The organism is Planotetraspora silvatica (assembly GCF_016863315.1).
In the GTDB taxonomy this organism is placed as follows: domain Bacteria; phylum Actinomycetota; class Actinomycetes; order Streptosporangiales; family Streptosporangiaceae; genus Planotetraspora; species Planotetraspora silvatica.
On sequence record NZ_BOOQ01000062.1, the window covers coordinates 1 to 15,346 of the forward strand.

Annotated in this window: 13 protein-coding genes and 1 tRNA gene; 10 read left to right on the forward strand and 4 right to left on the reverse strand. The window is 62.7% G+C overall.

Features of this window, described 5'->3' with window-relative positions; all coding sequences use genetic code 11:
* Window positions 1–573 precede the first annotated feature (573 nt).
* Window positions 574–637 (forward strand) — tRNA-Phe (locus tag Psi02_RS37555).
* A 122-nt stretch (window positions 638–759) separates the two neighbouring features.
* Here the strand turns inward: Psi02_RS37555 and Psi02_RS37560 are convergent.
* Complete coding sequence (locus tag Psi02_RS37560; protein ID WP_203980693.1) at window positions 760–1,506, reverse strand: hypothetical protein; 747 nt, start codon at window positions 1,504–1,506, stop codon at window positions 760–762.
* 906 nt (window positions 1,507–2,412) lie between these two features.
* Between Psi02_RS37560 and Psi02_RS37565 the strand changes: the two genes are divergently transcribed.
* Together Psi02_RS37565 and Psi02_RS37570 are read left to right on the forward strand one after the other, a co-directional pair.
* The gene (locus Psi02_RS37565) at window positions 2,413–2,757 is read left to right on the forward strand and encodes an effector-associated constant component EACC1 (RefSeq protein WP_203980694.1); all 345 of its coding nucleotides are present in this window, start codon (window positions 2,413–2,415) and stop codon (window positions 2,755–2,757) included.
* Window positions 2,747–4,249, forward strand: coding sequence for a caspase family protein (locus tag Psi02_RS37570; RefSeq protein ID WP_203980695.1), 1,503 nt, complete (start codon window positions 2,747–2,749; stop codon window positions 4,247–4,249). Before Psi02_RS37565 ends, Psi02_RS37570 begins: the two co-directional genes overlap by 11 nt.
* Before the next feature lie 612 nt (window positions 4,250–4,861).
* Here Psi02_RS37570 and Psi02_RS37575 read toward each other — a convergent pair.
* Both Psi02_RS37575 and Psi02_RS37580 read right to left on the reverse strand, forming a co-directional pair.
* The gene (locus Psi02_RS37575) at window positions 4,862–5,527 is read right to left on the reverse strand and encodes a hypothetical protein (RefSeq protein WP_203980696.1); all 666 of its coding nucleotides are present in this window, start codon (window positions 5,525–5,527) and stop codon (window positions 4,862–4,864) included.
* A 3-nt stretch (window positions 5,528–5,530) separates the two neighbouring features.
* The gene (locus Psi02_RS37580) at window positions 5,531–6,604 is read right to left on the reverse strand and encodes a DUF262 domain-containing protein (protein WP_203980697.1); all 1,074 of its coding nucleotides are present in this window, start codon (window positions 6,602–6,604) and stop codon (window positions 5,531–5,533) included.
* Between the two features lie 346 nt (window positions 6,605–6,950).
* On the opposite strand from Psi02_RS37580, the gene Psi02_RS37585 reads away from it, so the two are divergent.
* From Psi02_RS37585 to Psi02_RS37600, 4 genes are all read left to right on the forward strand, one after another.
* On the forward strand, window positions 6,951–7,226 hold the full coding sequence (locus Psi02_RS37585) for a hypothetical protein (protein ID WP_203980698.1): 276 nt from the start codon (window positions 6,951–6,953) through the stop codon (window positions 7,224–7,226).
* A 156-nt stretch (window positions 7,227–7,382) separates the two neighbouring features.
* Entirely contained in the window at window positions 7,383–8,537 is a 1,155-nt protein-coding gene (locus Psi02_RS37590; protein ID WP_203980699.1) for an LAGLIDADG family homing endonuclease, read from the forward strand.
* Between the two features lie 82 nt (window positions 8,538–8,619).
* Complete coding sequence (locus Psi02_RS40515; RefSeq protein WP_239095496.1) at window positions 8,620–8,994, forward strand: IS3 family transposase; 375 nt, start codon at window positions 8,620–8,622, stop codon at window positions 8,992–8,994.
* Between the two features lie 760 nt (window positions 8,995–9,754).
* A complete protein-coding gene (locus tag Psi02_RS37600) occupies window positions 9,755–10,690 on the forward strand; it encodes a hypothetical protein (protein WP_203980700.1) in 936 nt (311 codons plus the stop codon).
* Between the two features lie 111 nt (window positions 10,691–10,801).
* Here the strand turns inward: Psi02_RS37600 and Psi02_RS37605 are convergent, their stop codons facing one another.
* Complete coding sequence (locus Psi02_RS37605) at window positions 10,802–11,011, reverse strand: hypothetical protein (RefSeq protein WP_203980701.1); 210 nt, start codon at window positions 11,009–11,011, stop codon at window positions 10,802–10,804.
* A 690-nt stretch (window positions 11,012–11,701) separates the two neighbouring features.
* Between Psi02_RS37605 and Psi02_RS37610 the strand changes: the two genes are divergently transcribed.
* The 3 genes from Psi02_RS37610 to Psi02_RS37620 all read left to right on the forward strand — a co-directional run.
* Window positions 11,702–11,956: a hypothetical protein gene (locus tag Psi02_RS37610; protein WP_203980702.1), complete on the forward strand. Its 255-nt coding sequence runs from the start codon at window positions 11,702–11,704 to the stop codon at window positions 11,954–11,956.
* Window positions 11,957–12,495: 539 nt separating this feature from the next.
* Window positions 12,496–12,879, forward strand: coding sequence for an effector-associated constant component EACC1 (locus Psi02_RS37615; RefSeq protein WP_203980703.1), 384 nt, complete (start codon window positions 12,496–12,498; stop codon window positions 12,877–12,879).
* A gap of 37 nt (window positions 12,880–12,916) precedes the next feature.
* Window positions 12,917–15,346: caspase, EACC1-associated type (locus Psi02_RS37620; protein WP_203980704.1), on the forward strand; the 2,430-nt coding region annotated here is incomplete at its 3' end.

A 15,346-nucleotide genomic window follows, 5' to 3' on the forward strand; every position in this document is an offset into this window, starting at 1 on the left:
CCCACGGTCGCCGCGACCATCAGCGGCAGACTCGCCGCCGCGATAAGCCGACGTGTTCTGGGGATTGCCACAGGATTTTGCTCCTAGATCGAACATCAGGGGCAGGGGGATCGGGGGCGCCAGGACTCTCTCTTCTGCGGGGAAGGGCCTAGGGAAAATCGCCCTGGCGCGGTCACTCGTTACGTGTAGGTGTACGAGAACCACGCTGCGTTAGTGGAATGTTCAGGAGAGCGTTAGGCGTCGGCCCCCGCGACGGCCCGACCTCACCCGGGGGACGATGGCCCCCTGGGGACCAGCTCAGCGCAGGCGGCGTTCTTGGCGGTCGATCTCGATCATGCAGCACACCCTGCACGCGGCGTTGAGGTACAGCGACGGACGCACATGCGACTCACGACCCCACGTGAGAGGGAAGCCCAGGACGGATGCGCCCGAGGGGATTTCATGGCTGTGCGGAATATACGCGGGATGATCTTCCTCTCCGGCTGTGGTTGACGACAACCGTGACGACAACGTCGGCCACCACAAGCGCACACCGGCGGCCGTTCAGCACCCTCTGACCTTGTGTCGAAGGACCGCAGCAGGGTGAATGCTCCGCCTGAAAAGCGGAAGGTCGGCAGTTCGACCCTGCCCCTGACCACAGCACCTGAACAGCCCAAACGCCCCGAGGTGATCACGCCCGGGGCGTTTTTGATCTCTCTTTACGGCAACCCTGACGGCACGTCTCTCACAGGCGCTGTCGACACCGAATGGTTCCCTAGATCAAACGGCCCCAGGGGACGTGTCTCCAGAGTTCGGTTTGAGAGTCGAGCTCTCGTCTGTGGGGTCTATGTCAGGTACAAATCCGGTGTCAGACGAGCTGAACAGTTCGCGATCCAACTTCGCCTCTGCTTCACGTGCCTTACGGCGGCGTTCGTCGTCAAGAATCTCTTTGATGTATTCCTGCTCGGCGAACCAGTTCTTCACGGTCTGAACTGCCTGCAGGTAACGAGGTGAGCCCTTCGGGAGGGGCTTGCCACGGCTGAAGGCTGCAAGGCACTCCCGAGCGTGGTGACACGCCATTCGTCGTGTGATCGACTCGGCCGCTCTTAGGTGATTCAAGAGAAAGTCGGCATTCCATAGTAGGAGATGAACATCTTCCATGGCCTGCCACAATGCATCGTTCGAGAAGTCGTCAATGGCCATCTGGAGAACTAGAAGGGCGTCGTCGCGCTGCTGCGTCCAGCTAGCGTCCGCTTCTTTCAGATTGGCCACGCCTGCTGCGTAGTCCCTGGTCGTGACCTTGTCTCTGAGGTAACGGATCTGAAGATCGGCACTGGGCTTGTCCTCTAGGCGCATTAAGGTGACGATCGCGTCACGCGCACGGGTCAGCGCAGTGCGCTCCTGATCTTCCACCCGTTTGTTGTGCTCTTGCCTTGCCTGATGCCGTAATGTCAGCAGCGTGCCAGTCAGGGAAGTGCCCGCACCTAAAACTGCCCCAGCAAATCCCGAAATGAGTGCCCAGTCCATGAGTCAACTGTCCTCCGAGTAGCCATGCCTGTCACCAAAAGCAGTAAATGCAACGCGTACGAGCCAAACCCGGCCCCTTGATGGTCCGCCGCAGTTCGCCTTAACGTCGCGGCATGGCGAAGACGTCCGCCCTTAGGGGTGGGCGCTCTCGGCGTTCGTCGTGTGCTGCCCAGCGAGCTCGGCACGGATTCGCTTCGCTCGCGGTGCTCCTACGCTGAGATCACGCCGGAGAGCACGCAGGCTCGGTAGCTCACCGGTCGAGAGCACCGCGGCGTACCGCTCGCGAGCGGTCGAGAGCATCGGATCCGTGGCCGCGATCACTTCGGGATCGGGCAGGTCCGCCCCCTCGTAAAGCTGCCAATTGGCATCTTTACCTGCGGGTGCCGACGCACGCCGGATCAGGCCCATGAGGAGCTCGAAGGAGATCGTCAGGGTGAGCACGGGGAGCGCGGCCGTGACCGCACCGATCGGCCCGTACGCGATGCGTGGAGCACGTTCGCTTTGATCGTTCGCGCCACGCCGGCCGCGAGCGCGACCTGGCCGAGGTGACAGCAGCGCTGACAGCAACGTCCCCACACACGGACAAACGCCGGCGACCGCCTACAACCTGCTGACCACGGCCCTTGTCATCCAAGCATGGTGATTGGTCCGCCTGAAAAGTGCAGGTCAGCAGTGCGCGAGCTCGTATAGATGGATGCTGATTCGCGTATGCAAGAACGGCGCGCGGTTATCGGTAACCCAGATTTTTGACGGGTCGAGTGTGGTCGGGGGCCTGCGTCCGGGCCGGCCAGTGGGGCCGAGTTGCGGCCCATGGCACGGATGGGATATCGCAGAGTAGATTCGTCGGAACAAAGCAGGTATCAAGGATCTGCTCTGGTCGTTGAGCCAGTGCATGCAAGGAGTCAGATGGAAGTCCGGATCAGGAGCACCGACGGCGACAGCGGCGACCTAATGGCCCTCCGCGAGTGGCTCGATGCCGAGGACGATCTCCGCGGCCGGGTCCGGACAGCTCACGCACCGATTGGCGACACCGACCTCGGCGCGCTGCCTGAGTTGCTGACGATTGCCGTCGGCGCGGGCGGTATGGGATCCGTCCTGGCCTCCTCGCTGAAGACATGGCTGCTGGCGCGCAGAACGAGCGCGAAACTGACCGTTGAGGCCAACGGGCGCTCCATCAACCTGGATATCACTACCACGGACGATGTGATTCCTCTGTTGGCGCAAATCATCAACGCCCCCAATGACGACTGACGCCGCGTCGTACGCCGCTTCCCAGGCCATTCTGATTGGCGTGTCGGCGTACGAGCACGCCGCTTTTCCTCCGATTCCCGCAGTTCGCAACAATCTGCGGGCTATGCAGCAGGTGCTCACCGATCCGGCGTTATGTGGATGGCCACCTGAACGGGTCACTGTCATTTCCGACCCGCGGTCGGCCGCCGAGCTTGGGACGCAGATCGCCGACCTTGTAGAGGAGACCACTGGGACATTGCTGCTGTACTACGCGGGTCACGGTAATCTGTCCGAACGCGGCGACCTGTGCTTGACGGTAACAGCGACCCGGCGTGACCGCCTCACGTTCACTGGCCTGCCCTGGCAAGCTGTGTCGGAAGTACTGAGCGGTTGTCCGGCCACTATTCGCATGGTGATCCTGGACTGCTGTTTCGCGGGTAGAGCCATCGAGGCACTCGGCGGTGACAGAGACTCTGACATCGCCGATATCGCCCACATCCAGGGCGTGTACACGCTGACTGCGACCACCCGCAACAAAGTGGCACACGTGCCTCCGGCCGACCAGCAGGGCGAGGCCTTTACCTCCTTCACCGGTCAGCTCTGCGACCTGGTTCGCTCTGGCATACCGCACAAGCCTGCGTGGCTCACGCTGGGCGACATCTACCCTGTGCTGTCTGCGCGTCTTAAGGAACAAGGCCTGCCGAAGCCCGACCAGCGCGGCACCGACACCGCGCCGTATTACCCCTTCACGCGCAACGCGGCCTCAGCGGCTCAAGTCACAGATCCGAGGGCCATCGCTGCTGTCGTCACCTCCCGCCAGCTGATCTTCGCGCTTGCCCGCGCGCTCGCGCACGCCGTAGCCAGTGCGATTGCCGCGGCCAGCGCCCGTGCCAAAGCCAACGACCTGGGGCATGAGCTGGTCCGCGAGCGGGCGGCCGACGGGCACGTCGCCCGTGCGTTTCACCGGATCGGTGACGCTGCTCGCGACCGCACTCGCGCCGTTGCCAGCAAGGGTGCCCACAGTGCGGCAGACGGGCTTACCAGGGACCGGGACCGGGCACTGGACCGTGCACGCGCTTTGGCCGACGACCTGGCGCACACTCTGGCCCGGGCGAACGAACTCGATGGCGATTGCGACGAAGCGCTCGCCCTTGCCAGCGCTCGCGCTTCCGACCTCGCTCAGATGCTGACCAGCCCAAGCCTTCGTAGTCTCGCCGAGGCGGCGGCCCGGGCTTTGGCCCAAACTCATGTTCGTCGGGTTGGATCTGCGTTGGAGGCGGTACACCTAGACGCTTCCGGGCTCGACCTGTCGGAATTGAGTGATGTTAACCCGGCCAATCTAGCCGCATTCGTCGGTGTTATCTGGACCGAAGAGACGATCTGGCCGCCGGCGTTGGCGGAATCGGTTCGCCAGCGATCTCGCGAGATCAGGCCGGGCGTATACCAGGTGGATCACGCGCCAGGCGACGAGGCTCCCGACAGTATCGACTCAGCCGATGCCGCGACGCCATGAATAGATACTTGCCAGGGGATCACGCAAGCGGGCTGTCGACGCGTTGCCGTACAGCAACAGATACAGCAACATCGCCTCACACGATCACACCGCACTGGCCAGCACCTACCGCCAGGCCTGGAGCGAATGCCGTCGACCTGGCCCTTGCCCTTCTCTTGTAAGCAGAAGGTCGGGTGAGTGACCAACTGCGTGACGACGCCTGCGGAGGACCGCGGGCTGTCATCGGACGGTGGTGACAGGATCGTGCGTTAGGACAAGAAACTGCGGCGAGGCCGCATGTGGCACAACGTGTAGACGTCCGTGGGCAGGATGCGCTGTAGTTCTGTCGTGGAGAGCAACGACGACAAAGATGGATTGGTCGCTCGGTTCCGGGAAAGGCTACCGAGGCGCCGGGTGACCGGGTTCTTGTTGACTGGTGGGGCAATCGTCGTTGCCGCCGCCACCGTGGTCACCGCGGTGATCGGACCTCGGGAAATGGCTCCGTACGTTCCCCTGAGCGCAGTCGGGGCTCATCGCACGCTTGCTTACGTGAAAGCGGGAGATAGCGGCCAAAGTTGCCAATAGAGATGGCAACGGACGATCATCTCGCTGTCTGGTGGCATCAATGTGAGGCTAGTAAACGGATGCCTCGGCTAGTGCACCTAATGAATCTATCCAGTGACAAAAGCGAGGGAGGCCACCCTCCGTCTTTTCGCGGATATGAGCAAAGACGTCTCGAACGGGAAGGCGCATATAGTCCTGCGCCTTAGTGAGAGTTCCTATGTTCTTGTGGGCGACGAAGTTACGGATGCAGCGAATCTCTTCTAGTGGGCTTTTTAATATTATTCCACCTCCGGTGTCGATCATTGAGGCTGTTATGGATGAATCGATGATGCCCGAATTTTCGAGACAGAGGCCTGCGGTCATGTCGGGTAATGCTAGGGTATCAAACCATTTAGGCTCACCGTTCATTACCCTGATCTTGCTTCCTCTACGTCGAGATAGTTGCTTTAAGATCTCTGTAGCAGCCTGTTCATCACGACTTTCTGTCGGTGTGTATAGATTTCCGGAAGTCCCCTTGGATGGACCTGAGCAGCTCATAAGAAGTAGGGATCTCATGAACCTATTCCATGCGTCCCAAAGAGAGACGACGCATCCGTCTTCCAGTGGTCTGTAGGGTACTTCAAAAGCGTCTACGTGCGGCGTATTGTCGAGAGCAAGAAAGACTCTCTCTATCTGTGCTAGCTCTTCGAAGAATTCCTCGTGCGCCTTGGCTAGCTCAATTGGATGATGCGGCATCGTCTACCGCGTTGGCAAAGCAGCAGCGAGGGCCGCGCACATGAACTCGAAACGAGGTTGACGGCTTTTCATTCTTTGAGTAGTAGCGCGCGCCTCTCTGAATCGTCGCAGAGAAATCGGAATCTCATCGTCGTTATCTGCACTTAAGGCACCGTTGAGAGCACGCATTGACTCTACGATTTCTTCTTTGTCCCTTAGCATCTCCTCTGGATGCGGCAGGGAGTCAAATTCGAGCTTTCCCTGCGGAAGAATCCCCTTAGCGTACATGATTGCCGCCGCGAGTATAAGGAAGTGCGGCCGTTGAACTATTGGTTCCTTCTTTAGGTCGACAAGGAGGTCGGTGGCCTGCTGGAATATGGAAACCACTTCCTCGAAAGACGGGAGATGGTTTGTATCGAAGTCCTTATGAGAGGTGTATTCGTACAGCTTAGTAATATCGGCTTCCGCGCCATCGGCTACCCCTTGGAGGAAGTATCCGATTACTTCTGCTACCACCGATTGATCGGCCATCCGAACTCGTTCCCTGTCGGAGAGCACTCCTAGATCCCATGTGTCGCGAAGCTTGGGAACCAGTTCTTTGACCAACTCGCTAAACTCGTTATCGAATCGGGCATTTCGAAGTTCTGGCTCGTTGACTGGAATGGCGTATGAATTAATTCTTAGAAACACTTCAAGAACGTCATCGTCGCTTGCATTGATAAGCTGCTCGCAAGTCAGCTTGTATGAAAGAAAGGCGTCCTTCTCGTCATCATCGAGATCGGAGTAGCGTTTTCCCTTATACTCCTTTGCTTTCGTTCCGAGGGGGAATCCGTCCCGTTCGAAATCTATTATCGCCCGCAAGCGCTGCTGTCCGTCGACGACGTCTCGTATCGTTCTACGTGTATTACGATCAACTTGTGTTCGGAGGAGTAGTTTCGGGATTGGGTAGCCTCTCAAGATTGAGTCGATTAGGTAGGTCCGCGCTGGCGTTAGCCAAACCGGGCCACGCTGGAACTTAGGATTTAGTATTAGTTCCTTATCGTCGTTCCACTTGAGGAAATCTGCGATCGTGTAGTGCTGTGGTGTACTGCCTTGCATCTTTAGTCCTTTCAAGGGAAACTTATGTAGAGACGTTACAGATCTTCGTGGTTACGCGTAGGTATTACACTAATGGTTTCAAAGTGACGATTCTAGCCTTCTTCGCTACGGGTTTTAGTCCAACGGCTGCACTCTGTCGAACCAGCCAAAAGAGGCCCGTCACCAGCGGAAACGCGGTGCCGGGCCTCTTGCTGTCTGTGGCCTAGTTATGGTCCTCAACGGCGCTCTACGGGGCGCTCGCGTCGTATGTTGCGTCGGTGCTCAGTCGGGGGTGGCCGAGACCACACGGGCCGCGTGCCTTACGGCGTCCGTTAGCGCCTGTCCGGTCGCCCAAGACGGAGGGGGCATGCCGGGCCCGACTGGGCCGGTCGTGAGGTCACGTACGCCGCGCCGTATCCTCGCGCGCGGCGCGGTCCCACGCCTCTGGGTGACGGGCGTCGACCTGCCGCGCGCCGCGGAGCGGCGGCGGCTGGCGGCCGTCCGCGCGGCCCGCCGGGTCTTCACGAGCATTCGCCGCCGCGTCGATCTGTCGGTCGTCCGCGATCCCGAGCTGCTGCTCGCCGTGGCCGGCGTGCGCGGGCGATCGACCGGGGGACATGCGACATCGCCCGCAGGTCCCTGAGCGGCCGACGTCGACCCGACCCAGAACGAGCCGGAGCGGCTGGAGCGCTGCCGCGAGCTGGCCAAGCTCGACGGCCGCCTGCGTGAAATTCCGTCGGGGTTCCCTGCTATTGATATTGCTTTGCAGGCTTTTGAAGGAGGCAACCTGATCACGTTTGTGGGTCCCCCGCAGGCGGGCAAGGCCCAGCCCCACCGCACCCCCGTACTCACCCCGACCGGCTGGCGCAAGATCGGCGAACTCGTCCCCGGTGACCTGGTCATCGGCGGGGACGGCCGCCCCGTCCAGGCGGTCGCCGTCCACGAGCGCGGCATCCGCGAGGTCTTCCAGGTCTCCCTCGACGACGGCACCTCCACCGTCGCCTGCGGCGACCACCTGTGGACCGTCCACCCCCACGCGCTGTCCTCCCGCACCATAGACACCCGCACCCTGCGCAACCGCGTCGCCACCAACAAGCGCTTCGGCATGCTGCCCGTCGTCGCGCCCGTGGAGTACACCCCGGCTGGTGACCTCCCGCTCGGCGCCTACCTCCTCGGCCTGCTGCTCGGCGACGGCGGCCTCACCGGTGACGGCGTGGTCATCACGCTCGCCGACGACGAGCTGGTCGAAGCCGTACGCGCCGCGCTCCCCGCAGGCGCTCGGATCACCCGCAAGGGCAGCCCCCGTGACAAGAACGGGAAGCTCAAGTACGGCTACGGGATTTACGGCACAAAACACTGGCGGGCGACCGGCACCCCGCCCGTCACCGCCGCCCTCCGGCAGCTCGGACTGCACGGCCACCGCACCGAGGACAAGTTCATCCCGGAGAGCTACCTCCACGCCTCGGTAGAGGACCGCAAGGCCCTGCTCGCCGGGCTCCTCGACACCGACGGCGGCATGGAGGGCAACTCCGTCACCTTCACCACCGTGTCGCCGAAGCTGGCCGACGATGTCCGTGAGCTGGTCTTGTCGCTGGGAGGCTGCGTCCGGGTCCGTACCAAGAACACGAGCTACGTCAACTATGCCGGGGAGCGGATCACCTGCCGTACGGCCTACCGGCTGTCCATGCGCCTGCCGTACGGCAACCCCTTCCGGCTCGCCCGTAAGCGGGAGCGGTACGACGACCACGCCAAGAATCTGCGTCCGCCGAACCGCCGAATCGTGTCCGTCGAGCCCGAGGGCCTCGACAACGTCCGGTGCATCACCGTGGCGAACCCCGACGGGCTCTACGTCACGGAGAACTTCATCGTCACCCACAACTCGACCTCGATGCTGCTGATGACAATGCCGCCCAGGAGTCGGGCAAGGTCCCGCTGTCCGTCGGCTTTAAAATGAGCAACCGCGAGCAGGAGGAACGCCTCCCACGCGCTTGCCTGCCGGGCATTGGGGTCTCACAGGCCTGGTTCTACAAGTGGCGGTGCGGGCGCCTACCCTTCGTGAGCAGCGACGCGCCGACCTGGATGCGGCGATCACGGCGCACTTCGCCGCCTCGTCCGGCACCTACGGATTGCCGCGCATCACCCGAGACCTGCAGCACGATGGCTGGCGGGTCTCGGACAACACAGTCGCGCGGATGGCCGCACTCGGCCTGGTCGCCCGGCGGCGCCGCCAACCCCAGTCGTTGACCAGGCAGGGGAAGCGGGGCGCTCTGTGCGTTATCGCGGCCAAGCGCTGCGGCACGACTCTCGCCGAGGGCGGATGGGTGATCGGCGACAACCTCATCGCCGACATAGCCGGCGGACGCGCCGCCGGTCTCCGGACGAACTGGATCGACCGAGACACATGGCCTTAGAGCGAGCACAACGCCGACCACATCGTCGGCAATGTGCTGGAGGCCATGACGATCCTTCACGAGCACGGGTAGCCGAGCGCGACATATACGCGAAATGATCAAGAGTGGATCGGCAGTCCCTGACGGCATAGATCGAGGTGAAAGGTATCGACGATCCAATGCGGCGAGCGCTCTCCTAAAGCGGGTGCCGCAAGTCTGAATCCTGCCGGGGACCTAGAACAAGGGAAACCTCTCTGGACGCTGGTCTTCCTTCGGTAGGGTCAGAGATCTCTTTTGCCGGCTGCCCGAGATCACCTGTTCCCAACCGCTCACTGGCTCTATTGTGAGTCCATGTGGCATTACGCCCTGTGGGGCTTCGCCGGCGCGGCTATCAACCGCGCGCTGGTCTTCTTAGAAGCCAACCGAGGAGCCAAAGGACCTGCCTGGAGATACCCTGAAGGTCCCGGAGGGCAGTACTTCATCGTGGCATGTGTCCTGCACTGCGGCATCGGAGCCGGGGTCACTCTAGCCGCCGCGATGACGGGGATTATCGCCACTCCATTGCTCGCGCTCGGACTCGGTGGAGTCGCCCCAGTGGCCATGGCGAAAATCGGGCGAATTGCGTTGGATCTAATACCCCCGCCGCCAAATAATGGAGAGGAGCAGGGAGGTGATGGCAGCAATGCAACGTGAGGGATTCTGGCGGCAGTTACTGATCGCTTTCTCAGACGGCGCTCCCTCCTTTCGTGCTCCTTCTCATGTAGCGACAGGAGAAGGCGCCATGCGTCTTCTGGTCGCTATCGCAGATGCATCGCCTGCCTTCTGCCGACCGACCAATGTCCAAATGCCTCTCCTCGATGGGGATAGTGCGACACCTGCATCAGAGACCCAGGTTGACGTGTTTAGGTCTACGGGGCCTGCTGGGCACGAAGTGATCGATGATGCGGTAGCCGAGAGTCGCGCCAGCGTTGCCCCTTATCGTGCGAATAAATATGGTGAATTATCAATTCGTTCCATTTTCGATACAGTCACTCCCGAGGAGGCAAGGGAGGCTGGTGCGGCAGATGGCAGGAACCAGGCGCTTGCCCAGATATTCATCATCGATCCGACCTATCGGCCGACCTTTCTCGTCCAGATCGATTCGTACTTAGATATCCAGCAAAGCCGTCTGCTTATCGAGCGGGGGAAGGCCTTGGGATTGATTGAAAGGGAAGCACGGGTGTCGTCGGCGACGCTAACCATTAGGGTCAATGAGCTTCACTTTCTTTCCGGCGCCATCAAGTCCGCTGCTTCCGCACCGGAAATTGCAGGAATTGACCCGGTCGAACGAGAAAGTGAAGTGCCTTCCACAATGGAGGGAGCCAACCAGGAGCGGATGGACAGAAGGTTTCGGCGATACAACTCTGAGATCGAGTCTAACGTGATCCTGCTCTCCACCGCGAACAGCGATTGGTTGCAGTGCTGGAAGTATTTCAAGGAGGAGGCGCGGATAGCGTTGAAACAGGCCAACATCCTGGTTTCCTGCTATAGTGACGGTCTTCTACAAACTCATCAGCATGCCGAAAAAATCGCTCGGGAATGGCGTCCTCAAGAATTCAGTCTACGTGACGAATGGCTTCAGGATCCCACCGCCGAGCTCCAGATCGCGATCCCTAGGGGGGTGCGCGACAGCGCCGACCAGGCCTGGGACTATTGGATGGACTTGCTGCGAGCGTGATCCGATTTAAAGGACATCTGAGATCAGGGGTCCTTAGTAGTTCGGGGTGGGCCGCGTGCGGCCAGGAGGTGACCGCGCCGACCGGGAGTTTCGACAGCACGGCTACGTCGATCAGTCGGGGGTCGTTGCCTTTAATGAGAGCCAGATGCGAGTGCAGGCGATCGAGGTGTTGGGCGACGAAGAAGCGGAGCGTATCGATGTCTCGACTTCCTGGACCGCGAGCACGTCCAGGTCTATCCGCGTGATCCGCTCAGCGATCAGCTTCTGACCTTCCGGATCCTTCGTCTTGACAAGTCGGCCTTTGTAGGTGCGGATACGCACCTGCTTGGGATCGTCGAGGACATAGCTGGAGGTCAGCTCAGGGCTTCGTCCCTGACGAGCGTCCCTTTGAGCGATCTTGCTAATGCTGGTGCTAACAACAAGCCTGGATGACCATGGACAGGCATGGAATTTCTAGAGCCGCACGCACCCCTCCGAGCAGGTATCTACGCAGGCTTGGATGCCGGTGGACAACTCTGACCTTGCTACGGATCAGATGCTCAGTGGGTCGGAGACTATGACGATCGCTGACTTCGGTGTTCGCCGTACAGCGGTGGGGTGATCGGGAGTACGAAGGGCTGAAGGGAAGCCGGCGACTCACAGCTTCCTGGTCGCCGCACCCTGAGGCCCATCGCGAGGCGAGCAGCAGAGTGAGAACATCCGGCCCGGCCCCAAGTTGATCACTATTGCAGGCCGGTGGAAGGCGGGGCCACGGACCCAGGCGCAGACAGACGACGATGCGGTCGCTGGTCTCCTCGTCGAGGATCGGCACGGCAGTTTCGTGCTCACATGTGTCACGCTGCGTACATAACCGGTGATGGAGTGTATTCCATCAGGATGGGGCCAGGCGCCCTTTCCCAAGCGAGTGGACCGCAGGCAGTGGATTATCGGAAAAGTGTTGGGGTGGTTCGCCTTTTCTCAACGACCCGTTTGTCCTCTGCCGCCCGAGCTTCGCCGCTAACCTTGCGCAACATGGTGACTACAGAGAGTCTGACCGCGCGGGCCGCGCGCATGGAACTGGCTGACGTCCTGGCCGCGGAGGTCGACTCCGCGCGGAGGCAGCCGCCGCTGGAGACGCCTTTGCTGAGTTGGTGGGAGGGCGACGCCATCGTGCAGCTGTTGAAGGCGCTCGCCGCGCTCCTGGGCGATGAGCCGATGGCTGAACTATCGACCGAGATGGCCGAGAAGCTCCGTGCTCGGCTTGGCCCGTTTCCGCCATGGGAATGATGGCAGGGTTCTCCCGGCGCTCGCCGCAAGCACTGGAACGACGCCACGACGCACCCTGGGCCTGGGCACGCAATAGAGCACGTACCCGGGCCTGGGTCTACCTTCAGCCGCCGAAGAACAGTGGATCCGGCACCATCGCTGCCATCCAGGACGCCATGTGCATGAACAGCGCCATCGAAAGTCACCTTCTGTAGCTAAACAATTACACTTCAACCATGAGGGGCGAGGGCCACCTCCGCAAGTGGTTGGGAGCAATCGACGCGCGAAATCTGAATACGACTACCCGAGAACCCCTCCCCCTCCTGCCCTGCTCGTATGATGCGCGCTGCGCAGCAGTTTGCGCTCTTTTACTTGGACGAGTGCTTCCTCGGGGCCTTAGGGAATTCAACTGATCGATACCCTCCACGAACTTCCGCCCGATCTGCACTAGCTGATCTCGTTGACTTCGGCCAAGCTTGTGGCTGGCTGTGCTCATGGAGCGTCGGGGGAACATGACGGCCGGTAATGCTGTCTTGAGCCCTTGGCTTCTGGGGAGCCCGATGGAGATCCTGGTTACCGTCACAGCCGGCGATTCAGCGGACGGGCTGCGTGACTTACGCTCCTGGCTGGCGGAGGAACCGGAGCTGCGCGGACGGGTGGGTCTTGTCGAAGCCGAACCGGCCGCCGGCGCGCTCGGTCCGATTCCGGAAATGCTGCAGGTTGCCTTCGGCGCCGGGGGCGCGCTGGCCACCATGGCCGGCGTGGTGATCGCTTGGCTGGGAAATCGCGGTGGCGAGGTGACGGTGAAGCTCACCCGAGGTGACGCCGTGGCGGAGGTCAGCGCCAAGGGCGTCAAGTCTCTGGATCTGGCGGGGACCCGCGCGCTGACCACCCACATCGCCGAGGTACTCAAGAACGCAGAGGACGCCCGTGGAGCCGGGTGAGCTGCTTCTGGGGTCGCCGGGCGCTCGGGTCCTACTGGTGGGATCGGGCGCCTACGTCGCCGGCTCCCGGCTTCCCGAGGTGCCCGCGATCGCTTCGACGGTGAGTGATCTGGGCCGCTGCCTGGTGGAACGGGCCGGACTGGATCAGGCCAATCTCACCACGCTCATCGACCCGGCCAACCCGGGCGAGTTCGGTGCCGCCTTGGTCGCCGCCGCCGAGCAAGCCAGTGACGTGCTGGTGTTTTACTACGTGGGCCACGGCCTGGTGAGCGCGCGCAACGACCTGCACCTGGCCACCCGCGCCACCCAGGACCTGACCCGGGGAATCGCCGCTCACCAGGCTCTGCCGTATGAGCAGATCCGGCAGGTGCTGGCCGACTGCCCGGCCGCGCTGACCATCATCGTGTTGGACTGCTGCTTTTCCGGCCGAGCGCAGGGAGCCGCCCAGACCGAGGTGAGCGAAGTCTTCACGACCGTGCGGCACGGCATGTATATGTTGACGTCAACCAACCGGGATGAGTCGGCGTGGGCGCCGCAGGGCCAGCCCCACACCGCTTTCACCGGCGCGCTGATCGAACTGCTCAGCCAGGGTGATCCGACCGCTCCCGGGCTGCTCACCCTCGATGACGTTCACCGGCACCTGTCACGGACCCTGGTCGAGCAGGGATTTCCCGAGCCTCGCCGCCAGGCCGCCGGCCACGTCGACCGGCTGCCGTTCGCGCCGAACCCAACCCACGCCGGCTCCGGTCAGGCAGGAGAGTTCAGCCCTTATCGGGGGCTGGCCGCCTTCGGGCCGCAGGATGCTCGATTCTTCTTCGGGCGGGCAGAGCTGACCCGCAGACTGCTTGATCGGGTGGCCGAGCAGTTGGACCGGGAGGGACCGCTGTTGGTCACCGGCCCCTCGGGCTCGGGCAAGTCCTCGCTACTGGGCGCCGGGCTGATCGCTCACCTGGACAGATCCGCCCCGGGCGGCTGGGTCAGCTTCACCCCCGGCGAGGATCCGGTGCGCGTGCTTGCCGAGCGTTTCGCCCCGCTGGGCAGCCTGCATCCGGCGGATGTACGGCAGAGCCTGGAAGCCGATCCGGGTTATCTACGCAAACTGCTCACCTCGCCAGAGGCAGAGCGCGCCACACGCCCGGTCATCGTCGTGGACCAGTTCGAGGAGGTGTTCACCGCCTGCCCCGACGAGCGGCAACGCCGCATCTTCATCCAGGCGTTGCACGCGGTCTGCGCGGCCCCGCTGGCGCAAGCGCCCGCAGTGGTGGTGGTGGGAATACGCGCCGACTTCCTGGGGCACTGTGCCGCCTACCCCGAACTGCTGGCCGCACTGGAACATGCAGTGTTCGTCAGCCCGATGACCCCGGCGCAGTTGCAGCGGGTCATCGAGGAGCCCGCCCACCAGGCCGGGCTGGTGCTGCAGGACGGGCTGGCGGAGCTGCTTTTCGAAGATCTCGGCGCCGGAATGACGACGATGGAAGCGGGGGGCGTCCTTCCACTGTTGTCGCATGCCTTGCTGGCGACCTGGCAGCACCGCCAAGGCCAGACGTTGACCCTGGCGGGGTATCGAGCCACCGGCGGAATCAGCCAAGCCCTGGCCCGGACCGCCGACACCACCCTTGCACCTTTGGACCTGGCTGATCGTCAGATCGCCCGACAGTTGCTTCCCCGCCTGGTACGGCTCGGCGAAGCAACCGACGACACCCGTCGGCGGCTGCGACTGGAGGATCTGCTTCCCCCCTCCACGGAACCGCAACGGGTCATCGCCCAGCGGGTTCTCGACCGCTTCGTCCAAGCCCGTCTGGTCACCGTGGACAACGACACCGTCGAGATCACCCACGAGGCGCTGATCCGGGCCTGGCCCCAGCTACGCGCCTGGATCGAAACCGACCGGGCAGGACTCCTGATCGAGCAACACCTGGTCGATGCCGCGCGCACCTGGGACCACGACGGCCGCGACCCGGCGGGACTCTATCGGGGTTCTCGGCTCACCCTGTCTGCCGATTGGGCCGCCGACCAGCGGCACCGCGACCGCCTCGGCCCCCTCACCCAGGTGTTCCTGACCGCCTCCATCGAAGGCGACCTCGCCCAGCAGCGCGCCACGCGCCGCCGCAACCGACTGCGCGCCGGGGTCACCGCGGCCCTGGCTGTGCTCGTGGTGGCCCTCGCCGCAGTCGGTATCGTCCTCCAGCAACGGACCGTTGAGTTAGGCATTCAGCAGCGCACCGCGGTGGCCCAAGGGCTCGCCTTCCAGGCCGCGGCGCTCCGCGACGACGACCCCGGCAACGCGCTGCGCCTCGGCGCGGCCGCTATGAGGATCGACCCCAACGCCGAAACCCGAGCCGCCCTGGTCGCCACCTTGGTCGGCAACCACTACCGATCCACCCTGGAAGGCCACACCGAGGGCGTAAACGCGGTGGCGGTGACCTCTGACGGGCGCACCGCGATCACCGGCGGTTACGACGGCACC